Annotated in this window: 26 protein-coding genes; 15 read left to right on the forward strand and 11 right to left on the reverse strand. The window is 69.4% G+C overall.

The window, feature by feature from the left end:
• Positions 1-123: 123 nt before the first annotated feature.
• The 4 genes from trxB to NBE95_RS07685 are packed head-to-tail and all read left to right on the forward strand — an operon-like array spanning position 124 to position 3,466.
• A complete protein-coding gene (gene trxB, locus NBE95_RS07670; protein WP_289893322.1) occupies positions 124-1,149 on the forward strand; it encodes a thioredoxin-disulfide reductase in 1,026 nt (341 codons plus the stop codon).
• A complete protein-coding gene (locus tag NBE95_RS07675) occupies positions 1,146-1,823 on the forward strand; it encodes a transcription antiterminator BlgG (protein ID WP_289893323.1) in 678 nt (225 codons plus the stop codon). Before trxB ends, NBE95_RS07675 begins: the two co-directional genes overlap by 4 nt.
• A gap of 60 nt (positions 1,824-1,883) precedes the next feature.
• Positions 1,884-2,663, forward strand: a complete 780-nt coding sequence (locus NBE95_RS07680) for a hypothetical protein (RefSeq protein WP_289893324.1) — start codon at positions 1,884-1,886, stop codon at positions 2,661-2,663.
• Complete coding sequence (locus NBE95_RS07685; RefSeq protein ID WP_289893325.1) at positions 2,660-3,466, forward strand: glycosyltransferase family 2 protein; 807 nt, start codon at positions 2,660-2,662, stop codon at positions 3,464-3,466. Before NBE95_RS07680 ends, NBE95_RS07685 begins: the two co-directional genes overlap by 4 nt.
• 11 nt (positions 3,467-3,477) lie before the next feature.
• On the opposite strand, the gene NBE95_RS07690 is transcribed toward NBE95_RS07685, so the two are convergent.
• The 3 genes from NBE95_RS07690 to NBE95_RS07700 all read right to left on the reverse strand — a co-directional run bounded on the left by NBE95_RS07690 (position 3,478) and on the right by NBE95_RS07700 (position 5,169).
• Positions 3,478-4,218 (reverse strand): Crp/Fnr family transcriptional regulator, encoded by a 741-nt coding sequence (locus tag NBE95_RS07690; RefSeq protein WP_289893326.1) that lies wholly within the window; start codon positions 4,216-4,218, stop codon positions 3,478-3,480.
• A 299-nt stretch (positions 4,219-4,517) separates the two neighbouring features.
• Entirely contained in the window at positions 4,518-4,745 is a 228-nt protein-coding gene (locus tag NBE95_RS07695) for a DUF1150 domain-containing protein (RefSeq protein ID WP_289893327.1), read from the reverse strand.
• 13 nt (positions 4,746-4,758) lie between these two features.
• Entirely contained in the window at positions 4,759-5,169 is a 411-nt protein-coding gene (locus tag NBE95_RS07700) for an Hsp20 family protein (protein ID WP_289893328.1), read from the reverse strand.
• Between the two features lie 183 nt (positions 5,170-5,352).
• Here NBE95_RS07700 and NBE95_RS07705 point away from each other — a divergent pair, with 183 nt between their 5' ends.
• The 3 genes from NBE95_RS07705 to NBE95_RS07715 are packed head-to-tail and all read left to right on the forward strand — an operon-like array spanning position 5,353 to position 7,169.
• On the forward strand, positions 5,353-5,571 hold the full coding sequence (locus tag NBE95_RS07705) for a DUF465 domain-containing protein (RefSeq protein ID WP_019353231.1): 219 nt from the start codon (positions 5,353-5,355) through the stop codon (positions 5,569-5,571).
• A gap of 52 nt (positions 5,572-5,623) precedes the next feature.
• The gene (gene purE / locus NBE95_RS07710; protein WP_289893329.1) at positions 5,624-6,133 is read left to right on the forward strand and encodes a 5-(carboxyamino)imidazole ribonucleotide mutase; all 510 of its coding nucleotides are present in this window, start codon (positions 5,624-5,626) and stop codon (positions 6,131-6,133) included.
• Complete coding sequence (locus NBE95_RS07715; protein WP_289893330.1) at positions 6,126-7,169, forward strand: 5-(carboxyamino)imidazole ribonucleotide synthase; 1,044 nt, start codon at positions 6,126-6,128, stop codon at positions 7,167-7,169. The genes purE and NBE95_RS07715 overlap by 8 nt, the downstream gene beginning before the upstream one ends.
• Here NBE95_RS07715 and cobD read toward each other — a convergent pair.
• Positions 7,153-8,115 carry a threonine-phosphate decarboxylase CobD gene (cobD, locus tag NBE95_RS07720; protein WP_289893331.1) on the reverse strand — a complete coding sequence of 321 codons (963 nt, stop codon included), beginning with the start codon at positions 8,113-8,115 and terminating at the stop codon, positions 7,153-7,155. The two genes, NBE95_RS07715 and cobD, sit on opposite strands and share 17 nt — an antisense overlap.
• A 238-nt stretch (positions 8,116-8,353) precedes the next feature.
• Between cobD and NBE95_RS07725 the strand changes: the two genes are divergently transcribed.
• From NBE95_RS07725 to NBE95_RS07745, 5 genes are all read left to right on the forward strand, one after another.
• A complete protein-coding gene (locus tag NBE95_RS07725) occupies positions 8,354-8,854 on the forward strand; it encodes a YbjN domain-containing protein (protein ID WP_019351406.1) in 501 nt (166 codons plus the stop codon).
• Positions 8,855-8,880: 26 nt separating this feature from the next.
• On the forward strand, positions 8,881-9,684 hold the full coding sequence (proC, locus tag NBE95_RS07730) for a pyrroline-5-carboxylate reductase (RefSeq protein WP_289893332.1): 804 nt from the start codon (positions 8,881-8,883) through the stop codon (positions 9,682-9,684).
• The gene (locus NBE95_RS07735) at positions 9,681-10,022 is read left to right on the forward strand and encodes a tRNA-binding protein (RefSeq protein WP_289893333.1); all 342 of its coding nucleotides are present in this window, start codon (positions 9,681-9,683) and stop codon (positions 10,020-10,022) included. Before proC ends, NBE95_RS07735 begins: the two co-directional genes overlap by 4 nt.
• On the forward strand, positions 10,022-10,972 hold the full coding sequence (locus tag NBE95_RS07740; protein ID WP_289893334.1) for a D-glycerate dehydrogenase: 951 nt from the start codon (positions 10,022-10,024) through the stop codon (positions 10,970-10,972). The genes NBE95_RS07735 and NBE95_RS07740 overlap by 1 nt, the downstream gene beginning before the upstream one ends.
• Positions 10,973-11,088: 116 nt before the next feature.
• Positions 11,089-12,048, forward strand: coding sequence for a magnesium transporter CorA family protein (locus NBE95_RS07745; RefSeq protein WP_289893335.1), 960 nt, complete (start codon positions 11,089-11,091; stop codon positions 12,046-12,048).
• Here the strand turns inward: NBE95_RS07745 and NBE95_RS07750 are convergent.
• Positions 12,045-12,719: a DUF1045 domain-containing protein gene (locus tag NBE95_RS07750; protein ID WP_289893336.1), complete on the reverse strand. Its 675-nt coding sequence runs from the start codon at positions 12,717-12,719 to the stop codon at positions 12,045-12,047. The two genes, NBE95_RS07745 and NBE95_RS07750, sit on opposite strands and share 4 nt — an antisense overlap.
• Before the next feature lie 101 nt (positions 12,720-12,820).
• Between NBE95_RS07750 and NBE95_RS07755 the strand changes: the two genes are divergently transcribed.
• Positions 12,821-13,867 (forward strand): DUF475 domain-containing protein, encoded by a 1,047-nt coding sequence (locus tag NBE95_RS07755; RefSeq protein WP_289893337.1) that lies wholly within the window; start codon positions 12,821-12,823, stop codon positions 13,865-13,867.
• Positions 13,868-13,975: 108 nt separating this feature from the next.
• Here NBE95_RS07755 and NBE95_RS07760 read toward each other — a convergent pair whose 3' ends face one another.
• From NBE95_RS07760 to cobS, 5 genes are all read right to left on the reverse strand, one after another.
• Positions 13,976-15,793, reverse strand: a complete 1,818-nt coding sequence (locus NBE95_RS07760; RefSeq protein WP_289893338.1) for an aminopeptidase P family protein — start codon at positions 15,791-15,793, stop codon at positions 13,976-13,978.
• A 27-nt stretch (positions 15,794-15,820) separates the two neighbouring features.
• Positions 15,821-17,074 carry an exopolysaccharide biosynthesis GT4 family glycosyltransferase EpsE gene (gene epsE, locus NBE95_RS07765; protein ID WP_289893339.1) on the reverse strand — a complete coding sequence of 418 codons (1,254 nt, stop codon included), beginning with the start codon at positions 17,072-17,074 and terminating at the stop codon, positions 15,821-15,823.
• A 97-nt stretch (positions 17,075-17,171) separates the two neighbouring features.
• Positions 17,172-19,034: a cobaltochelatase subunit CobT gene (gene cobT, locus NBE95_RS07770; RefSeq protein WP_289893340.1), complete on the reverse strand. Its 1,863-nt coding sequence runs from the start codon at positions 19,032-19,034 to the stop codon at positions 17,172-17,174.
• Between the two features lies 1 nt (position 19,035).
• Positions 19,036-19,575 carry an NYN domain-containing protein gene (locus tag NBE95_RS07775; protein ID WP_289893341.1) on the reverse strand — a complete coding sequence of 180 codons (540 nt, stop codon included), beginning with the start codon at positions 19,573-19,575 and terminating at the stop codon, positions 19,036-19,038.
• 3 nt (positions 19,576-19,578) lie between these two features.
• Positions 19,579-20,556, reverse strand: a complete 978-nt coding sequence (gene cobS, locus NBE95_RS07780) for a cobaltochelatase subunit CobS (protein ID WP_289893342.1) — start codon at positions 20,554-20,556, stop codon at positions 19,579-19,581.
• A gap of 156 nt (positions 20,557-20,712) precedes the next feature.
• On the opposite strand from cobS, the gene NBE95_RS07785 reads away from it, so the two are divergent.
• Together NBE95_RS07785 and NBE95_RS07790 are read left to right on the forward strand one after the other, a co-directional pair.
• The gene (locus NBE95_RS07785; protein WP_289893343.1) at positions 20,713-21,681 is read left to right on the forward strand and encodes a DUF808 domain-containing protein; all 969 of its coding nucleotides are present in this window, start codon (positions 20,713-20,715) and stop codon (positions 21,679-21,681) included.
• Positions 21,682-21,750: 69 nt separating this feature from the next.
• A complete protein-coding gene (locus tag NBE95_RS07790) occupies positions 21,751-23,130 on the forward strand; it encodes an FAD-linked oxidase C-terminal domain-containing protein (protein ID WP_289893344.1) in 1,380 nt (459 codons plus the stop codon).
• Between the two features lie 34 nt (positions 23,131-23,164).
• Here NBE95_RS07790 and NBE95_RS07795 read toward each other — a convergent pair whose 3' ends face one another.
• Positions 23,165-24,016 (reverse strand): hypothetical protein, encoded by an 852-nt coding sequence (locus tag NBE95_RS07795; RefSeq protein WP_289893345.1) that lies wholly within the window; start codon positions 24,014-24,016, stop codon positions 23,165-23,167.
• Positions 24,017-24,088 lie beyond the last annotated feature (72 nt).

Here is a 24,088-nt window from a genome sequence, read left to right on the forward strand (position 1 = left end):
GAAGCTACCCCGCCGGGTGGCTTTGCGCAATATTCTTTCCGCCACCGCAGCCTGCCCGCAGGTGGATTGCATGAGGCGGCGGGGGTGATTACCTAGGCGGCGCAACGCAAAAGGTCCAGCTTCATGTCCCAAGATTCCGTCGATGCCGCCAGCCCCGCTGCCGATGCCGTCCTACCCGCCCATAGCCGGGTGCTGATCGTGGGCTCGGGTCCGGCGGGCTATACCGCCGCCGTCTATGCCTCGCGCGCCATGCTGAGCCCGGTGCTGATCCAGGGCATGCAGCCCGGCGGCCAGCTGACCATCACCACCGAGGTCGAGAACTGGCCCGGCGAGACCGAGATCCAGGGCCCCGAACTGATGGTGAAGATGGAGGCCCATGCCAAGGCGATGGGCGCGCGCATCTTCATCGACACGGTGACGAAGCTGGACCTGACGGTGCGGCCCTTTGTCGCGACGCTGGATTCCGGCGCCACCATCACCGCCGATGCGGTGATCCTGGCCACCGGGGCGCAGGCGCGCTGGCTGGGCCTGCCGAGCGAGGAGAAGTTCAAGGGTTTCGGCGTCTCGGCCTGCGCCACCTGCGACGGTTTCTTCTATCGCGGCCGCGAGGTGGTGGTGGTGGGCGGCGGCAATACCGCCGTCGAGGAGGCGCTGTTCCTGACCAATTTCGCCAGCAAGGTGACGCTGGTGCACCGCCGCGACAGCCTGCGGGCGGAAAAGATCTTGCAGGAGCGGCTGTTCCGCCATCCCAAGGTCGCGGTGCTGTGGGACCACGAACTGGCCGAGGTCGAGGGCACCGAGGCGCCGCTGGGCGTCACCGGCGTCAAGCTCCGCCACGTCGCGCAGGGAACCGAACAGGTGATCCCGGCGGATGGGGTGTTCATCGCCATCGGCCACGCCCCGGCATCCGAGCTGGTGCGGGATCAGCTGGAGCTGCACAATGGCGGCTATGTGAAGGTCGAGCCGGGCACCACCCGCACCTCGATCCCCGGCGTCTTCGCCGCCGGCGACCTGACCGACCACATCTATCGCCAGGCGGTGACCAGCGCCGGCATGGGCTGCATGGCGGCCTTGGATGCCGAGCGCTGGCTGGCCGAGCATGACATGGCCGGAGAGCCGAACCGCCACGCCGCCGAGATCCCGGCGTGACGGCCTTTGCCGCCTTGCCCGAGCTTTATGTCAGCCCCGCCGCCGGGCAGGGGCTGCGGGCGGATGCCGCGCGGCTGGCGGCCTGGGACCTGACCGCCGAGCAGACGGCCGAACTGGCGCTGATGATGGATGGCGGGCTGTTTCCGCTGCGCGGCTACCTGTCCCAGGCCGATCATCAGGCGGTGCTGGCCGACGGCCGGCTGGCCTCGGGCATGGTCTGGCCGCTGCCGCTGGCGCTGGCGGTCCCGGACGGCCTTGCCGCCGAGCTGGAGCCGGGCCAGGACATCGCGCTGCGGGAACCCGGCGGCGCCGTGCTGGCGATCATGTCGGTGACCGATATCTGGGGCGCCGGCCCGGCGCTGCTGGGCGGCCGCATCAAGGGGCTGGCGGCACCGCGCGGCCGCGACGCGGCGCTGACCCCGAATGCGCTGCGGGCGCGGTTCCGGGCGGCGGGCTGCCGGCAGGTGCTGGCCGAGCTTGGCGCGGGCGGGGTGATGCTGCGCCCGGACCGGGGCGAGCCGGTGGCGCTGCCGCTGGCCGTCCAGAGCGCCCTGGGCCAGGCGATCCTGGCGCGCAACCACGGCGCCACGCATCTGCTGCTGCCCGAGGACGCGGCGGCGCGGCGGCGGCTCTGCGCCCATGCGGACGGGCTGGGGCTCGACCCCGTCGGCTGACGGCGCGTTGACCGGCACGGCCGCATCGCCTATCGCAAGAGGCAGAGAGTGGGAGCGCAGATGACCGAGCCTGTCCTGATCCTGACCATGAAATGGGGCACGATCTACGGTGCAGAAGATGTGAACCGGCTTTATCGGCAGGTTCGGCGCCACCTGGCGCGGCCGCATCGCTTCATCTGCTTCACCGACGACGCCGAGGGCATCGACCCCGGCGTCGAGGCGCTGCCGCTGCCCGAGCTGGGCCTGCCCAAGGGCCATGGTGACACGCGCTGGCGCAAGCTGGCGCTGTTCCGCCGCGACCTGGGCGGCTTTGCCGGCATGACGGCGCTGTTTCTGGACCTGGATCTGGTGGTGGTGGACGACCTGACGCCGTTCTTCGACCTGCCGGGCGATTTCTTCATCATCCGCGACGACGACCTGTTTCGCGCCAAGCCGCTGCGCAAGGTCAATCCGGCCCGCGACCGTTTCCTGCATTCGGTCGGCAACAGCTCGGTCTTCCGCTACGAGGTGGGGGCGCATGGCTATGTCCTGGACGCCTATCTGGCCGATCCGCAGGCGGCGACCGCGCGATACGAGATCAGCCAGCAGTTCCAGAGCGCCCAGCTCGCCGCGCAGGGCAACCTGCATTACTGGCCGAAAGGCTGGTGCGTCAGCTTCAAGAACGATTGCGTGCCGCGGCATTTCCGCAGCTTCCTGGCCGATCCGGCCTTGCCCGAGGGCGCGAAGATCGTGCTGTTCGCCGGGGCGCCGAAGATGGAGGACGTGTTCGCCGGCCGCGGCCACAAATGGTATCGCCGCATCGGCAATATCGACTGGCTGAGAAAGGCCTGGCAGGGATGATCGCGGATGCCTTGCGGCGCCTGAAGCAGGCCCGGCGCATCAGGGCGGCCGAGGCCGAGATCCTGGCCCGCCGCGTCGCGCCGGCGCCGCATGGGCTGCGGGCGCCGCTGGTCGTCAGCCTGACCAGCTATCCGGCGCGTTTCGCCAGCCTGCATCTGGTGCTGCGCTCGCTGCTGACGCAGACGGTGGCGGCGGACCGGGTGATCCTGTGGCTGGACGCGGGCGACGAGGCGAAGCTGACCCCCGAGATCCGGACGCTGGGGGTCGAGACGCGGATCTGCCCGAACTGGCGCAGCTACAAGAAGATCGTGCCGGCGCTGCTGGAGGCGCCGGATGCCTTCATCGTCACCGCCGACGACGATGTCTATTACGGCGCCGACTGGCTGGCGCAGATGGTGCGCCGGGCCGGGGCGGGCGTGGTCTGCCACCGCGCGCATCGCGTGGCGCTGCGCGACGGCCGGCCCGCCGCCTATGGCGACTGGCAGCGCAACATCGGCCGGCCCGAGGCCGGGCCGCTGGTCTTTCCGACCGGGGTGGGGGGCGTGCTCTATGCGCCGGGGGTGTTCCACCCGGACGTGACCGATGCGGCGCTGTTCCAGCGGCTGGCGCCCTCGGCCGACGATGTCTGGCTTTACTGGATGCACCGGCTGGCGGGGTCGCGGCCGGAAAAGATCGGCGGCCGTTTCCGCATCACCGAATGGCCGGGCACCCAGGCGCAGAACCTGCGCGCCGGCAACCTGGCCGGCGACGGCAACGACCGCGCGCTGCGCGCCATGCTGGAGCATTACGGCTTTCCGGCCTGAACCGGCGTCCGTTACGGCGCCAGCCGCCGGGCGCTCAGCCGGCCGGGATCGCGCACGCGGATCAGGCCGCGGCGCTGCTCGATGATGCCTTCGGCGCGCAGCTCGGCCAGGGTGCGGTTGACGGTCTGGCGCGAGCAGCCGGCCAGCAGCGCCAGCTGCGACTGGCTGACCTGGACCTCGGGCCGCTCGGTCGTGGTCATGCGCAGCAGGTGCATGCAGATCCGCCCCTCGGCCGAGTAGAATTGCGCGATGGCCTGCAGCCGGTTGTCGCGCACCAGCCGGCCATGCAGGATGCCGGCGAAATTGCGCAGCAGCACCGCCAACGGCACATGCCGCATCAGCAGCGGCGCGGTGAAGCACAGCAGCCTGGTGTTCGGCAGGGTGCGGCAGGAGGCGGCGCAGGTCTTGCCGGACAGCAGTTCGATCTCGCCCATCACCTCGCCGGGGCCGGCGACATGGGCGATGACGGTGTTGCCGTCCACGTCGACGAAGCTGACCTCGATCTGGCCCTCGATGATCAGATAGGCGACGTCGGTTTCCTCGTCCTGGCTGAGGATCTCGGTGGGGGTGGGAAAGACCCGCGGCGTGCATTCGGCATAGAAGGCCAGCCGCGCCTCGACGCCCAGCCCCTCGATCAGGTCGGGCGACAGGCTTTCCCAGCGCCCCGGCTGCTGGAACCATGGCGGCAGGCCCGGCGCTTTTCGAACGGGGCCCGGCTGCGGGCTCCGGCGGATCGGGCTGTCATTGGTCAAGAGGCCGCCCCAGTTTGAATCATGCGCGTCAGGTGACGCGCATGATTTTACACGAACGGGGCAGGATCGGAACAGCAAAGAACCTGCCGCCGGGGCACCGGAAGCATTGCGCTGGGGGATCCGGCACTTGCAAAACCGGGCCGAGGAAACATGGATCCCCTAGCGTCACCACCATTTAGCGGATTCTTGCCGGTGTTTGTGTAAGATAGCCGACAGTTCGGAACGATTTCTTGCCGCTGGGCTGCGACAGACCGCCGCAGCAGCGCCCGCCGCCCCGCCGGACGGGGCGGCGCCGGCGGTCAGTGCACGCTGACCGGGCTGAGTTCGTTCTGGCGGGCCAGCATGAAGGCCAGGCTGCGGTCCTTGACCAGCGCCAGCCGCTCGCCATCGGGGCCGTGCACGGCATAGAGCGCCTCGGCATCCGGCACCTGGCGGCGCACCTCGTCGGGCAGCGTGTCCATGGCGACGCGGCGGATATAGACGGTGTTGCCCGTGATTTCCGGGCCGAAATCGAATTTCTCGTTCATCTGCGATCCCCTTTCACTTGCGGCTGATCGGTATGGTCTGCACGATGCTGTCGGGCACGGCCCGGCGCAGGTCGATGTTCAGCAGCCCGTTCTCCAGCCCGGCCGAGACCACCTCGACCCCGTCCGCCAGCACGAAGCTGCGCTGGAAGGCACGGGCGGCAATGCCGCGGTGCAGGAACACCCGCTCGTCCTCCGCCTCGGCCTGACGGCCGCGAATCACCAATTGGCGATCCTCCAGCGTGATGCTGAGATCGTCCTCCGAGAAGCCGGCCACGGCCAGCGTGATGCGGAAGCCGTTCTGCCCCTGGTGTTCGATATTGTAGGGCGGATAGCCCTCGGCGCCCTTGGCGGCGCGTTCGGCCAGCCGCTCCAACTGGTCGAACCCCAGCAGGAACGGATGAGCGGCCAGACTGATCTTGGTCATTCCCCCAAGCCCTTTACATCTAAAGCGACTGTCGGCCGGACCCCGGAATGGCGATCCGGCAAGACCAATATGTGAACGCGGGCGGCGCAGCGCAAGATGCCGATCCGTTAACCGAGATTGGCAAAGCCATTAACAGCGTTGTATCGGTGGGATATAAGAGGTCAGTCCAGCCCGAGGCCCGACATGAACGCCCATCACGAGATGTCCCATGAAGAGATCGCCCGCGCCAAGCTCGAGGTGCTGCGGCGCGAGCATCGGGATCTGGACGAGGCGATCGCGGCGCTGTCCGAGCAGAGCCTGACCCATTCGCTGACCCTGCAGCGGCTGAAAAAGCAGAAGCTGGCGCTGAAGGACCGCATCACCCGGCTCGAGGACGAGCTGACCCCCGACATCATCGCCTGATTGCATGATCCCGCCCGGCGCTGTAGGGCGGGGCGCAAAAGGGGGTCGAGCCATGGAAGAAGCCGCCGAAACACCCGCCGGCACGCCCGTCGGCATCATCATGGGCAGCCAGTCCGACTGGCCGACCATGCGCGAGGCCGCCGCCATCCTGGACGCGCTGGGCATCGCCTACGAGGCGCGGATCGTGTCCGCCCATCGCACGCCGGACCGGCTGTGGGACTATGGCAAGACGGCGGTGGCGCGCGGGCTGAAGGTGATCATCGCCGGGGCCGGCGGCGCTGCGCATCTGCCGGGCATGATGGCCAGCAAGACCCGGGTGCCGGTGATCGGCGTGCCGGTGCAGACCAAGGCGCTGTCGGGCGTCGATTCGCTTTACTCGATCCTGCAGATGCCCAAGGGCTATCCGGTCGCCACCATGGCCATCGGCGCGGCCGGCGCCGCCAATGCCGGGCTGATGGCGGCGGGGATCCTGGCGATTTCCGACCCCGGGCTGGCGGCGCGGCTGGAGGCCTGGCGCCAGGCGCTGAGCGATTCGATCCCCGAGGAGCCGAAGGATGAGTGAACTTGCCCCCGGATCGGTGATCGGCATCCTGGGCGGCGGCCAGCTGGGCCGCATGCTCTCGGTCGCGGCCAGCCGGCTGGGCTATCGCTGCCATGTCTACGAGCCGGGCGCCGCGCCGGCGGGCGACGTGGCGCATCGGCTGACCACCGCGCCCTATGAGGACCAGGCGGCGCTGCGCGCCTTCGCCGAATCGGTCGATGTCATCACCTATGAATTCGAGAACGTGCCGACGGCGGCGCTGGACCTGCTGGAATCGCTGCGCCCGATCCGGCCGAACCGCCGGGCGCTGGCGGTGTCGCAGGACCGGCTGAGCGAAAAGGACTTCCTGGCCGGCATCGGGCTCTGCACCGCGCCCTATCGCAATGTCGAGACCGAATCCGACCTGCCCGAGGCGCTGGCGGCGCTGGGCGTGCCCGCCATCCTCAAGACACGGCGGCTGGGCTACGACGGCAAGGGGCAGATCCGCCTGTCCGATGCCGGGCAGCGCGACTGGACCGGCGCCCCCTCGGTTTTGGAGGGGTTCGTCGAGTTCTCGGCCGAGATCAGCGTCATCGTCGCGCGCGGCGCCGACGGGCAGGTCGCGGCCTATGATCCAGGCCTGAACCTGCATCGCGAGGGCATCCTGCGCACCACCACCGTGCCCTGCGGCCTGCCGGCCGGCCTGCTGACCGATGCGGTGCTGATCGCGGCGCGCATCGTCAATGCGCTGGACTATGTCGGCGTCATGGGGGTCGAGCTGTTCGTCACCGCGGACGGGCTGGTGGTGAACGAGATCGCGCCGCGGGTGCACAATTCCGGGCACTGGACGCAGGCCGGCTGCGCCGTCGACCAGTTCGAGCAGCATATCCGCGCCGTGGCCGGCCTGCCCTTGGGCGACGGCCAGCGCTATGCCGATGTCGAGATGGAGAACCTGATCGGCGACGACATGCTGCGCCTGCCCGAACTGCTGACGCAGCCGCGCTGCCAGGTCCATCTTTACGGCAAGGGCGATGCGCGCCCCGGCCGCAAGATGGGCCATGTCAACCGGCTGCGGTAAAGGCCCCCGCCACCCGGTCGAATTCCTCCCGGTTGCCGGGAATGCCGAGGCGGATCCAGCGCGGGTGCCAGGGAAAGACCCGGCTCCAGATCCCGGCGCGGGCCAGCAGTGCATGCGCGACCGGCGCGTCGGGGGCGTCGTAGAGCCGGAACAGATGCGTGCCCCCGACCAGCGGCCAATGCGGGGCGACGATCTGGTCGAGATGCAGCGCCGCCTCGGACAGCCAGACCACGGTGTCGTCGATCCATGCCGCATCGGCCAGCGCCTGCGCGCCGATCTCCAGTGCCGGGCCGCTGACCGCCCAGGGGCCGGCGCGCTCGGCGAGGCGCGCCAGCAGATCGGGCGCGGCGATGGCGAAGCCCAGCCGCAGCCCGGCCAGGCCCCAGAACTTGCCGAAGCTGCGCAGCACCATCGCATTGTCCGGCCGCGCGCCTGCCACCGACAGGTCGGGGCGCGGATCGGCGAAACTCTCGTCCACCACCAGATGACCGACCGTGGCGGCGATGGCGGCGATCCGCGCGGGTGTGAATTCGCGCCCGTCGGGATTGTTCGGGTTCACGATCACCGCCAGATCGGCGCCGGCCAGGGCGTCCGGATCGGAGGGTTCGGCCACCTGCCAGCCGGCGGCGCGCAGGCTGGCGGCATGTTCGTTATAGGTCGGCGACAGCACCGCCGCCCGCCGGCCCGGCAGCACATGCGGCAGCAGCTGGATCGCCGCCGAGGCGCCGGCCAGTGGCAGCACCTGATCCTGCGGGCAGCCGAATCGGGCCGCGGCCGCCGCGCAAAGCCGCGCGGCATCGGCGCGGGTCGGCAGCGCGGTCAGGGCATGGGGTGAAAACACCGCCGCAGGCCAGGGCCGGCGGTTGATTCCCGTGGACAGGTCGATCCAGTCCGCCCGTCCGAAGCGGCTGGCCGCCTTGTCGATATCGCCGCCGTGGTCGCGCATGGCTAGCTCCTCCCTCGCGCGTCCTTGAACCTGCGCAAACGCCCGTGGTCAAGCGGCAGAGGCTGGCTGTCGCGAACCGGTAACGGAATTTTCGCTTTACACCCTCGTGGAACCGTCCCACGATATGTTGTAGGCACATTTCGGAAACTACGCCGAGTGTTGTCTGGGCCACCAAGAGTTGGGGCCAAGGGTTGGGGTTCGACCTTGCTCCGCTCTCAGACAGGCAGGGGGACAGGATATGGCACAGCTGGACTTCATCCATAGCGATGACATCCATCCCATCGACATCGTGGAAACCGTCGCGGCGCATCACGAATGGGACTTCGACCGTCTGGCCGAGGACCAGATCGCCATGGCGGTCGAGGGGCAATGGCGCAGCTATTCGATCACGCTGGCCTGGTCGCCGCGCGAGGAGGTGCTGCGGCTGATCTGCACCTTCGACATGGATCCTCCGGCCGAGAAGCTGCCGGCGCTTTACGAGGTGCTGAACCTGGCCAATGATCAGGTCTGGGACGGCGGCTTCACCTTCTGGTCGCCGCAGAAGCTGATGGTCTGGCGCTATGGGCTGGTGCTGTCGGGCGACGCCATCGCCAGTCCGGAACAGATCGACCAGATGATCGGCAACGCCATCCTGGCCTGCGAGCGCTTCTATCCCTGCTTCCAGCTGGCCTGCTGGGGCGACGCGACGCCCGATGCCGCCATGGACATCGCCCTGTCCGAGGCCTACGGTCGCGCCTAATTTTCGCCGCAGGGCAGGGACGGGGCATGGATTTTTCGGATGTGAACGCGCGCGGGCTGGTGCTGGTAGGCTGCGGCCGCATGGGCGGGGCATTGCTGGACGGCTGGCTGAGGAACGGGCTGGCGGCGGGCGCGGCGCATGTTCTTGACCCGCATCCCCGGGCGGAACTGGCGGATCTGGGTGTTTCGGTCAACGCAGAATTGCCGGACGACCCGGCGGTGCTGGTGATCGCCGTCAAGCCGCAGATGATGGCGGATGTGCTGCCGCGGCTGTCGGTCGGGGCGCGGACGCTGGTGGTCTCGGTCGCGGCGGGGGTGACGCTGGGCGCCTATCAGGCGGCCTTTCCGGCCGCGCCCATCGTCCGCGCCATGCCCAACACCCCGGCGGCCATCGGCCAGGGCATCACCGCCATCATCGGCAATGCCAGGGCCGGCGAGGCCGAGATGGCGCTGGCCGAGACGCTGATGTCCGCCGTCGGCCGCGTCGTGCGGCTGGAAAGCGAGGGCCAGATGGATGCGGTGACGGCGCTGTCCGGCTCGGGGCCCGCCTATGTGTTTCACCTGATCGAGGCCATGGCCGCGGCGGGCGCGGCCGAGGGGCTTTCGCCGGCGCTGGCGCTGGAGCTGGCGCGGGCGACCGTGGCCGGAGCGGGCGCGCTGGCCGTGCATGAGGATGCGGACCCGGCGAAGCTGCGCGAGGCCGTGACCTCGCCCGGCGGGACCACGGCGGCGGGGCTTCACGAGCTGATGGACCCCGAGACCGGCCTGCCGCCGCTGATGCGCCGCACCATAGCGGCCGCCGCGGCGCGGGGGCGGGAGCTGGGGCAATGACCGAGCCGATCGCCTGGGCGGATTTCGAGAAGCTCGAGATCCGCGTCGGCCGCATCACCCGCGCCGAGCCTTTCCCCGAGGCGCGGCGGCCGGCCTTGAAGCTGTGGCTGGATTTCGGGCCCGAGCTCGGCGAGCGCAAAAGCTCGGCCCAGATCACCCGGCATTACGCGCCGGACGGGCTGGTGGGCCGGCAGGTGCTGGCGGTGGTGAATTTTCCGCCGCGCCAGATCGGCCCCTTCATGTCCGAGGTGCTGGTGCTGGGCCTGCCGGACGAGGATGGCGAGGTGGTGCTGATCGGCCCGGACCAATCGGTGCCTCTGGGCGGAAGGATGTATTGATGAAACTTCTGGTGACGCGCCGCATGACCCAGGCGGCGGAACATGCGCTGTCGGCCCGGTTCGAGACCGAGATCCTGGACCGCAAGGACGGCTTGAGCGTCGACGAGGCGGCGCGGGCGCTGGCCGATTACGACGCGATCCTGCCGACGCTGGGCGACCGCTTCGCCGCCGAGGCCTTCCAGGGCCGGCCGCGCTGCCGCCTGCTGGCGAATTTCGGCGCCGGCTACAACCATATCGACGTGGCGGCCGCCGCGGCGGCCGGCATCGCCGTGACCAATACCCCCGATGCCGTGACCGAGGCCACCGCCGACATCGCGCTGACCCTGATCCTGATGACCGCGCGCCGGGCGGGCGAGGGCGAGCGGTTGTTGCGCCGCGGCGCCTGGACCGGCTGGGAGCCGACGCAGCTTCTGGGCCGCCATGTCACCGGCTGCACGGTCGGCATCCTCGGTATGGGCCGCATCGGCAAGGCCATCGCCCGGCGCTGCCATTTCGGCTTCGGCATGGATGTGATCTTCCACAACCGCTCGGTGGTGTCGTCGCTGGATTTCCCGGCCCGGCAGGTGACCGATCTGGACGAGCTGTTGACGCAGTCGGATTTCGCCGTCGTGGCCGTGCCCGGCGGCGCCGGAACCCGGCACATGATCGGTGCCGAGGCGCTGGAGCGGCTGGGGCCGCGGTCCTACCTGATCAACATCGCCCGTGGCGACGTGGTCGAGGAGGCGGCGCTGGTCGAGGCGCTGGCCCAGGGCCGGATCGCCGGGGCCGGGCTCGATGTCTACGAGTTCGAGCCCAGGGTCTCGCCGGCGCTGTGCGCCATGGAGAACGTCACCCTGCTGCCGCATCTGGGCACCGCCGCCGAGGAGGTGCGCACCGCCATGGCCATGCGGGCGATGAACAACCTCGTCGCCTTTGCCGAGGGGCAGGCGCTGCCGGACCGGGTGAACTGAGGCTTGCGCCGCCGGCGCCGCCGGCGCGGGTGACGGCAGGACGGGGCTGCGGTGGGGGCTTGACCCCGCCGGCTTGGGCTTTCAGGTTGGGGCCGGGACAGGCCGGGCGGGACAGGATGCTTTACAGCTATATCAGTCAGGGGGCCGGGCTGTTGCCGCTGCCCGAGGGCGGGGGGCTGGCCGAGGCGCTGTGGATCGACCTCTATCGCCCGCTGGATTCGCAGGTGAAGGCGGTGGCGGCGCTGGGATACGAAATCCCGACCCTGGCCGAGATGGAAGAGATCGAGATCTCGAACCGGCTCTATACCGATAACGGCACCCTCTACATGACCGGGGTGCTGCCGGGACAGTTGCCCGACGGCACCCCGGCCGCCATGCCGGTGACCTTCATCGTCAGCCCGCGCCAGCTGGTCACCGTGCGCCACCACGCCCCGCGCCCCTTCGAGACCTTCCCGCCGCGCGCCGACCGCTCCAGCAGCGGCTGCGGCTCGCCCGCGCGGGTATTCCTGGGGCTGGTCGAGGAGATCATCGGCCGCTTCGCCGATATTTCCGAAGGCGTGACCAAGGTGCTCGACACCACCGCCGGGCAGGTGCTGACCATGACCGCGGCCTCGGACGCGGCGTCGCTGCAACGCTCGCTGGTCACCATCGGCCAGCAGGCCGAGCTGATGAGCCGGGTGCGCATGGGGCTTTTGTCCATGGACCGCATTCTGGCCTATCACGCGGCCAATACCGGGCATCAGCCCGAGCATGGCCATATCCGCCCGCTCGGCACGGCGCTGCAACGCGACATCCAGGCGCTCGAGGTGCATGCCGATTTCCTGGGCTCGCGCATTGCCATGACCGTCGATGCCGCCATGGGCATGATCGGCCTGCAGCAGAACGACCGCGTGCGCATCCTGTCGGTGGTGGCGGCGCTGTTCCTGCCGCCGACGCTGATCGCCAGCATCTACGGCATGAACTTCACCCATATGCCCCAGCTGGAGCTGGAATGGGGGTTTCCCATGGCGCTGGGGCTGATGGTGGTCTCGGCCGTGGTCACCTTCCTGGTGCTGAAATGGCGGAAATGGCTTTAACCGCGCAGCGGCACTTCCTCGATCATGCGGAAGAAGCCGTCCTCGTCCTCGCCCATCAGCGCGACGGCTGCCACCGGCATGGGCGCGGCGATCAGCGGCGCCAGATGCGGGGCCAGCTTCTGGCGCAGCGCCTCGGCCAGCGGCGCCGGCAGCTGGCTGCTGAGCGTCAGGTGATAGCGGAACAGCTCCAGCACGAAGGGATAGCCCCAATGGTCCAGATGCGCGCGGGCCTGCGGCGGCAGGCCGTCGGGATTGCGCCGCTCGCGCTCGGCCGGGGTCAGCGGCGCGCGGAAGGCATCGAGCCGGGTCACCAGCGCGGCTTCCAGCGCCAGCAGCCCGGCCGGCTGCCGCTTCGGGCGCAGCGCGACGAACCCCCAGTCGCAGCGCGTCTCCAGCGCCAGCGCGAAGGGCGCAAGATGGTCGCAGATCAGCCGCAGCGCCAGCGCCAGTTCCTTCGGGCCGCGGCCCGGCGCCAGGCGGAAGGGTGCCTTCAGCGTGGCGTGGAACCCATAGCGGCGCGGCGTTTCGGTCAGCGCATCGGCATCGCCGGGCAGGCCGCCGGGGCGCAGATGCGCCATGCCGTGCCGGGCGTCCCAGCCCAGCCAGGCGCCGCCGAACTCGCCCAGGGCGCCCGTCGGCAGATGATAGATCGCGTAACGCCGAAACTGCATGGCCCCTCCTGCCGCAGGGCAGCCCTGCAGCGGGCCGCCTTGTCCGCCTTCCTAGCAAAGCCTATGACCGGAGGACCAGCCGCATGACCGAAGGACAGCGCATGAGATCGACGCTCAGCTACATGACCTGGCCCTTCATCCTGACCGGCGTGGGGCTGGCGCTGGCCGGCTTTCTCGGCTGGGAATATCACGGCACCGGCTCGGGGGCGCTGGCCTTCTTCCTGATCGCCGGCATCCTGGCGGTGCTGGAGATCTCGCTTTCCTTCGACAATGCCATCGTCAATGCGCAGAAGCTCAGGCAGATGACGCCGAAATGGCAGCGCCGCTTCCTGACCTGGGGCATCATCATCGCCGTGTTCGGCATGCGGGTGATCTTTCCGCTGCTGGTGGTGGTGATCGCCGCCCGCCTCGCGCCATGGGAGGCGGTGCGCCTGGCAGCCACCCAGCCGCAGGAATATTCCCGCATCATCCACGAGGCGCATCTGCCGATCGCCGCCTTCGGCGGGGCCTTCCTGATGCTGGTGGCGCTGAACTATTTCTTCGACGAGGCCAAGGACGTCGACTGGATCAAGGGCGTCGAGGCGGCCTTGCGCAAGCTGGGCGAGATCCGCGGCATGGAGGTCGGCTTCGTGCTGATCTGCATGCTGGTGATCGTCGGCCAATTGCCGGCGGAAAAGGAGCACGCCTTCATCATCGCCGCGATCTGGGGGGTGATCACCTATCTGCTGGTGGACATGCTGGGCCATGTGCTGGACCGTTGGGGCAGCGCGCCGAGCCATGCCGACATGGCGCGCGGCGGCTTCGGCGCCTTCCTCTATCTCGAGGTGCTGGACGCCTCCTTCAGCTTCGACGGGGTGATCGGCGCCTTCGCGCTGACGCAGAACCTGTTCCTGATCGCCATCGGCCTGGGCATCGGCGCGATGTATGTGCGCTCGATGACGGTGATGCTGGTCGAGCGCGGCACGCTCGCCGCCTTCCGCTATCTCGAGCATGGCGCCTTCTGGTCGATCTTCGTGCTGTCGGTGCTGATGTTCGTGCAGACCCTGCGCCCGATCCCGGAAGTGGTCACCGGGCTTCTGGGCGCCTGCTTCATCGGCATGGCCTTCCTCAGCTCGCTGGCCTGGCGCCGGCGCCATCCGCACGGCTGAGCGCGCCGCCCGGCGCCACGGGGCTTCTCTGTTTCCCAAATACCCATGCGACGGCGCCCCGGGGCGCGGTTGCCGGGGTATTTGGGAAACGGTGAAAGGCGCCGGATGTCAGGCGCCGCCGCCCAGCGGCCGCGTCGCCTGGTGAAGCCAGTCGCGCACCTCGCCCGCGACCAGCGGCGCGATCTTCTCCCGGACCCGGGCGTGGTAGGCGTCGAGCCAGGCGATCTCGGCCGGGGCCAGCAGGCCGGGCTCGATCAGCCGGCGGTCGATGGGGGCGAAGGTCAGGGTCTCGAAGCCCAGCATGGCGCGGCCGTCCGGGCTTTCGCGCGTCTCGACCACGATCAGGTTCTCGATGCGGATGCCGAAGACGCCCTCGCGGTAATAGCCGGGCTCGTTCGACAGGATCATGCCGGCAGCAAGCGGGATCTCCGAGATGCGCGAGATCCTGACCGGTCCCTCATGCACCGACAGGCCGGCGCCGACGCCGTGGCCGGTGCCGTGGTCGTAATCCATGCCCTCGGACCAGAGCGGCGCGCGGGCCAGCGCGTCGATATGGCAGCCGGCGACGCCCTGGGGGAACTGCACCTGCGACACCGCGATCATGCCCTGCAGCACCCGCGTATAGGGCCGGCGCACCGCCGGATCGACCGGACCCATCGGCAGGGTGCGGGTGATGTCGGTGGTGCCGTCCGGATATTGCCCGCCGGAATCGACCAGCAGCACATGACCGGGCAGGATGCGCAGGTTGCTTTGCCGGTCCACATGGTAATGCGGGATCGCGGCATGCGGGCCGGTGGCGGCGATGGTGTCGAAGCTGATGTCGAGGATGCCGCGCGCCACGCGCAATGCCTCGAGCTTTTGCGCCACGTCGATCTCGGTCAGCGGCTCGGCGTCCAGCTGTGCGGCGCGGCCGTCGAGCCAGCACAAGAGTTCCGTCACCGCCGCGCCGTCCTGCAGATGCGCGGCGCGCATGCCGGCGATCTCGGCCGGGTTCTTGCAGGCTTTCGGCAGGATCACCGGGTCCGGCGCCTCGGCGATCGGGGTGTTCATGCTTTCGATCAGCGCGAAGACCCGGTCGGGCGCGCTGGCGGGATCGACCCGCACCGGGCCGGCCAGGTTGGTCAGCGCCGGGGTCAGCGCGTCCAGCGGCAGCACCGAGACCTCGTTGCCAAGCGCCGCCCGCAGCTCTGCGTCGAACTTGGCCGGGTTGGTGAAAACGGTGACATGGCCGGTCTCCTCGATGATGGCGAAGCATTGCACCACCGGGTTCTTCGGCACGTCGGCGCCGCGGATGTTGAGCAGCCACGAGACCGAGTCGGGCAGCGTCAGCACCGCCGCCTGCTGCCCGGCTTCGCGCAGCGCCCGGGCGATGCGGGTGCGCTTCTCGGCCGCGGTCTCGCCGGCGATGCCGCCGGGCCAGAGCCGCACCGCGCCCGCCGGCGGCTCGGGCTGGTCGGGCCAGATCGCATCCACCGGGTTCGCGTCAAGCGCGATCAGCGCGATGCCCGAACCGGCCAGGCCCTTTTCCATCTCGCGGATCTCGCGCCGCGTCTGCAGCCAGGGGTCGTAGCCGATGCGGCCGCCCTCGGGCAGGGCCGCGCGCAGCCAGTCGGCGGGTCTGGTTTCCGGCCAGGGCACCGGGGTGAAATGCGCGGGATCCACCTCGGCCTTGACCTGTACGCGATAGCGGCCGTCGATGAACACCCCGGCGCGGTCGGGGGTGACGATGCAGAAGCCGGCGCTGCCGGTGAAGCCGCTGAGCCAGGCCAGCCGCGCGTCGCGGGTGGCGACATATTCGCCCTGATGCGCATCGGCGCGCGGCACCAGGAAGCCGTCGAGCTCGCGCGCCGCCAGTTCGCGGCGCAGCGCGGCCAGCCGGGGCGGATGCGCGGCGGGGTCGGAATGGCTGTCGTAATTCTGGAACATGCTCGCCTCCGGGTCTTGTTCTGGTTGTCAGGCGCGGGCCAGCGCCGCGCGCGCGCCGGGCAGGGTGCGCGCGAGGCCGTCGGCCACGGCTTCGGCGCTGCGGCGGTGGTGGAATTCGGCGGCGACGCGGGCGCGGGAGGCCTGCGCCAGCCGCTGCGCCTGCTCGGGATCGGCGTGCAGCCGGGCGATCTGCTCGGCCATGATCTCGGGTCGCTCGGGCGGCACCAGGATCGCGTCGCGGCCCGAGGTGATCAGCTCGTGATTGCCGCCGACATCGGTGACGACCACCGGCATTTCCATCGCCATCGCCTCCATGATCGCGACCGAGATGCCCTCGTTCAGGCTGGCCAGCGCAAAGACATGCGCGCGCTCCAGCCCCTCGCGCACCCGATCCTCGCTGACCGCGCCCAGCAGCGTGACCGCGTCGCCCAGCCCCTTTGCCGCGATCAGCGCGTCGAGCTGGCGGTGATAGCCCGAGCCGCCCTGCTCGTCCTCGCCGGCGATCTCCAGCCGGGCGTCGATGCCGCGGGCGCGCAGCAGGGCGACCGCCTCGATCAGGTGGTCATGGCCCTTGACCGCGTTCAGCCGGCCGCAGCTGAAAATGCGCAGGGCCTCGCCGGGGGCGGGGGGCTGCCAGGGCGTCCGGCGCCGGATCTGGTCGAGGTCCACGCCCATCGGTGCCACGTTGATCACGGCGGGGCGATCGGTGCCGATCTCGCGCTCGGCCACGCGCGTCAGCAATTGCGAGATGATGGTGGCGAAGCGGGCATGGCGCCATTTCTGCCGCTGGTTCGGGCCATAGCCCTCCAGCGTCGGCCCGTGCAGGGTCAGGCTGTAGCCGGGCCCGCCCAGCCGTTCGGCGAACATGGCGATATTGGCGCTGTCGGCGCAGCTGTGGACATGGATATGGTCCCAGCCCTGCTGGTGGGCGATGCGCTTCAGCCGCGCGCCCATGCCCAGCAGCGCCAGCATGCGCAGCCGGCCCTTCACGCCCTGCGCCTCGGCGCTCAGCGCCGCGCCCAGGCCGCGGGCCCAGCCGGACGGGCCCGAGCGCAGGAATTCCGCGACGATGCCGAAGCCCTCGCCGCCCAGCGGCATCAGATAGCGGGTCTGGGCCTGCGCCTCGGCCGCCCAGCTATGCGAGGCGACGGCGCGCGGCGGCGGCCGGGTCGAGATCAGCTCGGCCTCGATGCCGAGTTCCGCCAGCGCCTGCCTTTCGCGCCACAGGAAGATATGCGTCTGGCCCGGAAACTCGGGAATGAAAAAACCGATCTTCAACACGTCGAGCCCCTTGGCCTGCAAGGCGGAAAGCCGCCCCGATCCGGCGAAATTGGTCGCACGGGAGACGGGGCAGATCAAGCAGCCGGAATGGACAGGCCTATCCCGCCCGGCGCTGGTTCATGGCGCGGGCGCGCTTCCTTGGATCGGCCTCGAACAGCGCCGCGAGCTGTTCGGTGATGGCGCCGGCCAGCTGCTCGGCATCGGTGATCGTCACCGCGCGCTCGTAATAGCGGGTCACGTCATGGCCGATGCCGATGGCCAGCAGCTCCACCTGCTTTCTGCGCTCGATCATCGCGATCACGTCGCGCAGGTGCTTTTCCAGGAAATTCGCCGGGTTGACCGACAGCGTCGAATCGTCCACCGGCGCCCCGTCCGAGATCACCATCAGGATGCGCCGCGCCTCGGGCCGCCGGGCCAGACGCCGATGCGCCCATTCCAGCGCCTCGCCGTCGATGTTTTCCTTGAGCAGCCCCTCTTTCATCATCAGGCCCAGATTCGGGCGGACCCGCCGCCAGGGCGCATCGGCGGCCTTGTAGATGATGTGGCGCAGGTCGTTCAGCCGCCCCGGCTGCGCCGGTCGGCCGGCGGCCAGCCATTTCTCGCGGCTCTGGCCGCCCTTCCAGGCGCGGGTGGTGAAGCCCAGGATCTCGACCTTGACCTGGCTGCGCTCCAGCGTGCGGGCCAGCACGTCGGCGCAGATCGCGGCGATGGAGATCGGCCGGCCGCGCATCGAGCCGGAATTGTCCAGCAGCAGCGTCACCACGGTGTCGCGGAACTCGGTGTCCTTCTCGACCTTGAAGGACAGCGGCGTCGTCGGGTTCGCCACCACGCGCGCCAGGCGGCCGGCGTCCAGCACGCCCTCTTCCTTGTCGAATTCCCAGCTGCGGTTCTGCTGCGCCTGCAACCGGCGCTGCAGCTTGTTCGCCAGCCGGCTGACCACGCCGCGCAGCGGCTCGAGCTGCTTGTCCAGATAGGCGCGCAGCCGCTCCAGCTCGGCCGGGTCGGCCAGGTCCTCGGCGCGGATCTCCTCGTCGAATTCCTGGGTATAGACGCGGTATTCGGGGCTTGCCTCGCTGACCTGCGGCGGCAGGTCGGGGGGCGTTTCGGCCTCGGACATCTCGGCCTCGTCCACCAGCTCCTCGTCGGACTGGTCGTCCAGGCTGACCTGGGCCTGGCGCTCCTCCTGGGTCTGGTCCTGGGTGCGCTCGGGGCTGGCCTCGGCCTCCTCGTCCTGGTTCTGGTCGCGGGACTGGTTGTCGCCGGCCTCCTCGTCCTGCTCGGCGTTTTCCTCGGCCTCGTCCTCCTGCGGCTCGTCCGGATCCTCGCCCAGCTGGTCGCCATAGCCCAGGTCGGCGATCACCTTGCGGGCCAGCCGGGCGAAGGCGGCCTGATCGGCGATCACCTGGCCCACGGCGTCCAGATCGGCGCCGGCCTGTTCCTCGACGAAGGGCCGCCACAGGTCGGCGACATGCTGCGCGGCCGAGGGCAGGGTGCGGCCGGTCGCCGCCTGCCGCACGATATAGCCCGCCGCCACCGCCAGCGGCGCATCCGCCGGGGCCTTGATCTGGCCATAGCCCTTGCGCTCGGCCTCCTGGCCCAGCTTGGCGTCGATATTCGACAGCGCGCCGGGCATGTCGCGGGCGCCCAGAGCCTCGCAGCGCGCGGTCTCCATCGCCTCGTAGAGGTCGCGCGCCATCGGCCCGGCGGGGACGTATTTCGCATGGGTCGCGGCGTCGTGGTGGCGCAGCTTCATCGCCAGCGCATCGGCGGTGCCGCGCGCCAGCAGCACCTCGTCGCGGGTCATGCGGCGGCTGACCTGCGGCAGGCGCATGGTGTCGCCCGCCACGCCGGACGGGTCGGCGGTGAAGGTCACGTTCAGCTCGTGATCCTCGGCCAGGGCGCGGGTGGCCTCGGTCAGGGCCTTCTTGAACGGATCGGCGGGGTTGTCGGATTTTTTCACATCAAGGCCGCAGATTGTCCAAATGAGGGTTTAACGATATAAAATTCGAGCAAGCATCTTTTAGCTCGCGCGAGGCATGATCCCAAAAAACGACATCTACTCTAAAGCCGTCTGAAATAAGCTGCGTGATTGCGGGGACGTAATCGGAGTCGCCAGATACAATCGTGAAAATATCGCCTTCCTCGGCGTTTTTATACGCGTCGCGCGTAAGCGCTGCGACTATTCCGGTGTCAATTTTTTTCTCTTTATTCGCTCGGTTGCGGTCCTCCGTTACGACCTCAAATCCGGCCCTGCGCGCAATATCCCATATCGCGTCATTCTCGGGCGGGCGAGATCCAAACAGCATTGCACGTCTTGTATCGGCGTTGTCTAGCCCAGCAACGAATTCGTAGAGCTTTCCGAAGCTCATGCGGTATTCGTTATCGACTATCCTATTTTCCATCGCTTCATATACGTCAAGGGCGAGCCCCTGACGAACTGCTGAAACGCGCTTCCCCTCAATAAAAACATTTGAATTATCTACGTAAATCCATTCACCCATTGTCTACTCTCCCGCCTTGACCGCCGCGCTTTCCGGCAGTTCCTCGTCGAACAGGCGCTGATAGAACTCGGCCACGGTCTGCCGCTCCAGCTCGTCGCATTTGTTCAGGAAGGTCAGCCGGAAGGCATAGCCCACGTTGTCGGCGAAGATGCGGGCGTTCTGCGCCCAGGCGATCACCGTCCGGGGCGACATGACCGTGGACAAGTCGCCCTGCATGAAGGCGGTCCGGGTCAGGTCGGCCAGCGTCACCATCTGGTTGATGATCTTGCGGCCCTTTTCGGTGTTGTAGGTCGGGTTCTTGGCCAGCACGATGGCGGCCTCGGCGTCGTGGCTCAGATAGTTCAGCGTCGAGACCAGCGACCAGCGGTCCATCTGGCCCTGGTTGATCTGCTGCGTGCCGTGATAAAGCCCCGTCGTGTCGCCCAGACCCACGGTGTTCGCGGTGGCGAACAGGCGGAAATACGGGTTCGGCGTGATGACCTCGTTCTGGTCCAGCAGCGTCAGCTTGCCGTCGGCCTCCAGGACGCGCTGGATCACGAACATCACGTCGGCGCGGCCGGCGTCGTATTCGTCGAAGACGATGGCGGTCGGGTTGCGCAGCGCCCAGGGCAGGATGCCCTCGTGGAACACCGTGACCTGCTTGCCGTCCACCAGCTTGATCGCGTCCTTGCCGATCAGGTCGATGCGGCTGACATGGCTGTCCAGGTTCACCCGCACGCAGGGCCAGTTCAGCCGCGCCGCCACCTGCTCGATATGCGTGGATTTGCCGGTGCCGTGATAACCCTGGATCATCACCCGGCGGTTATAGGCAAAGCCCGCCAGGATCGCCAGCGTGGTGTCGGGATCGAACTTGTAGGTGGGGTCGATGTCCGGCACCCGGTCGGACCGCTCGGCAAAGCCCTTGACCTTCATGTCGCTGTCAAGGCCGAAGACCTCGCGCAGGTCGATTTCCTCGGTCGGTTTCGCGTTCTGATCCAGCATGGGGCGGCCCTTTCGATTGTTCCATGCTTGATGAATGATTCGGCAGACGGGTGCAAGCCGGCCGGGGCCGCGGAACCTTCGCCGCAGCCGCGAATTGCGCATGGGTGCGGCGCCGCCTAGAGTGCCGTGCGGAACCTTGGGACAGGACGGATTGGCATGAGCGGATTGCTGGCGCTGCTGGATGACGTGGCGGGGATCGCCAAGATCGCCGCGGCTTCGGTCGACGACGTGGCCGGGCAGGCGGTCAAGGCCGGCGCCAAGGCGGCGGGGGCGGTGATCGACGACGCGGCGGTGACGCCGAAATACGTGCACGGCTTTTCCGCCGCGCGCGAGGTGCCGATCGTCTGGAAGATCGCCCGCGGCTCGCTGTTCAACAAGCTGGTGATCCTGCTGCCCATCGCGCTGCTGCTCTCGGCCTTCGCGCCCTGGCTCATCACGCCCCTGCTGATGATCGGCGGTTCCTATCTGTGTTTCGAGGGCGCCGAGAAGATCTTCCACGCGCTTGCCCATGACCACGGCAACGACCCGCACCTGACCGTCACCGCCGAGGGCGGCGCCGGCCTCGAGGAAGAGCGGGTCCGGGGCGCGATCAAGACCGATTTCATCCTCTCGGCCGAGATCATGACCATCGCGCTGGCTGCGATCCCGAACGATGACGCGATCGGGATGAAGGCGCTGATCCTTGCCGTGGTGGCGGTGGGCATCACCGTCGCGGTCTACGGTTTCGTGGCGCTGATCGTGAAGGCCGACGATTTCGGCCTGCACCTGCACGAGCGCGGCGGTCCCGGCGCGGTGCTGGGGCGCGGCATCGTGCATGTCATGCCGGGCTTCATGAAGGTGCTGACCGTGGTCGGCACCGCGGCGATGATCTGGGTCGGCGGCCAGATCGTCGTGCACGGGCTGCATGTGCTGGGCCAGCACCAGCCCTATGAATGGATCCACCACATGGCCGAGGCCGCGGCCCATGCCGTGCCCGCCGCGCCGGGCCTTGCCGCCTGGGCCACCACCGCCTTCTTCGACGGCATCTTCGGGGTGATCCTGGGCATGATCCTGATCCCGGTGGCGCATTACCTCGTCTCGCCCGCCATCGGCGCGGTCAAGGGGCTGTTCGGCGCGCGGGCATAGGGCGGCGCGTCTTGCCGTCGGCCGGCGGGCGGGACTATGAACTGCCATACCAATTCAGCAGGAGGTGCCATGCCGATTCCCGCCGCCGCCGCCGAGGCGCTTGCCGCGCTGCTCGGGCCCCGCTTCTCGACCAGCGCCGCCGACCGCGATCTGCATGGCCAGTCCGAATCCTATCACCGCGCGCCGCCGCCCGATGCCGTGGCCTGGTCCGAGACCACCGATGAGGTGGCGCAGGTCGCGGCGATCTGCCACGCCCACCGGGTGCCGCTGATCGGCTGGGGCACCGGCACCTCGCTCGAGGCGCAGGCGATGGCGACGCAGGGCGGGCTGGTCCTCGACATGCTGCGCATGGACCGGGTGCTGGAGATCCGCGCCGAGGACATGCAGGTCAGCGTCCAGCCCGGCTGCACGCGCGAGGCGCTGAATACCGAGCTGCGCGCCACCGGCCTGTTCTTCCCGGTCGATCCCGGCGCCAATGCCAGCCTGGGCGGCATGGCGGCGACGCGGGCCTCGGGCACCACCGCCGTGCGCTACGGCACCATGCGCGAGAACGTGCTGGCGCTTCAGGTGGTGCTGGCCGACGGCCGGGTGATCCGCACCGGCACCCGGGCGGCGAAATCCAGCGCCGGCTATGACCTGACCAGCCTGTTCGTCGGCTCCGAGGGCACGCTCGGCATCATCACCGAGCTGACCCTGCGCCTGCACGGCCAGCCCGAGGAGGTGGCGGCGGCGGTCTGCGGCTTCCCGACGCTGGAGCAGGCGGTGGAATGCGTCACCGCGACCATCCAGTCGGGCATCCCGATGGCGCGGATCGAGTTCATCGACGCCGATGTGGTGCGCGCCTTCAACACCTTCGCCGGCACCCGGATGCACGAGGGGCCGCATCTGATGGTCGAGTTCCACGGCGCCCCCGCCTCGGTCCGGGGCGATGCCGAGGCCTTCGGCGCGCTGGCCGCGGACTTCGGCGGCACCGGCTTCGACTGGGCCACCACGCCTGAGGCGCGGGCGGCCTTGTGGAAGATGCGCCACAACGCCTATCGCTCCTGCCTGGCGCTGCGGCCGGGGGCGACGGCGGTGGTGACGGATGTCTGCGTGCCGATGTCGCACCTGCCGGCGGCGGTGGCGGCGGCGGCCGAGGACATCCGCGCCGAGGGGCTGCTGGGCCCGATGGTCGGTCATGTCGGCGACGGCAATTTCCACGCCCAGATCCTGGTCATGCCCGGCGACGCGGCGGAACTCGCCGCCGCCAAGCGCGTCGCCACCCGCATGGCCGAGCGCGCCATCGCCGTCGGCGGCACCATCACCGGCGAGCATGGCGTGGGCATCGGCAAGCGGCCGCTGATGCGCGCCCAGCACGGCGATGCGGTCTCGGTGATGGCGGCGATCAAGCAGGCGCTCGACCCCGAAAACATCCTGAACCCCGGCAAGCTGGTGCCCGAGGTGAACTGACCCGTGAACCGGCCCGTCTCGGCCCGCCTCGGCCCTACAGGCAGCCTTCCAGCAGCGTCTCGAGCTCGGCGGCGTCGCGGCGATAGCGGGCCATGCTGCGCTGCATCGTCGCCTGGAAGGTCGCCTTGGTCGCCATCAGGCCGCCCGAGGTCTCCAGCCGCCGGTTGAAGGCCGCTTCCAGCTCGCGGTTGTAGCTGGCCATCGCCTTGGCGATCTGCGCCGCGGCGCCGACGCGCTTGGCGGCCGGGGTGTCCAGCGTGTCGGCGGTGCGCTGGACCAGCCCCGCGGCCATCTCGACCCCGGCCTCGGCGGTGCGGGCATTGGCGGCGCTGCGGCCCTGGGCGCCGGTGATGCTGTCGATGCTGGCCCAGCCGCCCAGGCCCAGGTCGGCGGTGCCCTTGGCATAGGCCGCGCCCGCACCCTTGGCCGGCGTGTGGGCCAGCGCCCGCTGCGCCAGGGTGCGCGCGAACTCGGTCCCCGAGACCGAGCCGTTCGCCACCCCCGCCGCGCCGGTGTGGATGTCGCTGAAGGTCTGCGTGCCATCGGCCAGCGCCCGCGCCGCGTCCCCGGCCTTGTGCCCGGTCAGTTGCATGATCGCCGCCCCCAGATCCAGCGAGGCCAGCGCGGTCTTGTGGATCAGGTCGATGACCAGCCAGACCCGGCCCTCGTCGTTCAGCCGGTCCAGCTCCAGCGTCATCTCGCGATATTCCCGCTCGGCCGCGGCGATGAGATTGCGCAGATTGGCGAGCTTGGCGCGGTTGTCGCGGCATTGCGCCGGCGGCAGCACCCGGTTGCGCCGCATCGCGTCGCCGGGGCTCAGAACCGTCTTGCGCGCCACGGGGCTGTGCTGGGGATTCTGGCGGTTGTTGGGCAGAAAACCTGTCATCGTCACCTCCGTTGCCGGCCTTGCCCCGCAGGTTAGCCGGCGGGGCGGCAGGGGGCAAGTCGGCGGGCGCTT

The sequence above is a fragment of the Paracoccus sp. TOH genome (genome assembly GCF_030388245.1).
Taxonomy (GTDB): Bacteria; Pseudomonadota; Alphaproteobacteria; order Rhodobacterales; family Rhodobacteraceae; genus Paracoccus; species Paracoccus simplex.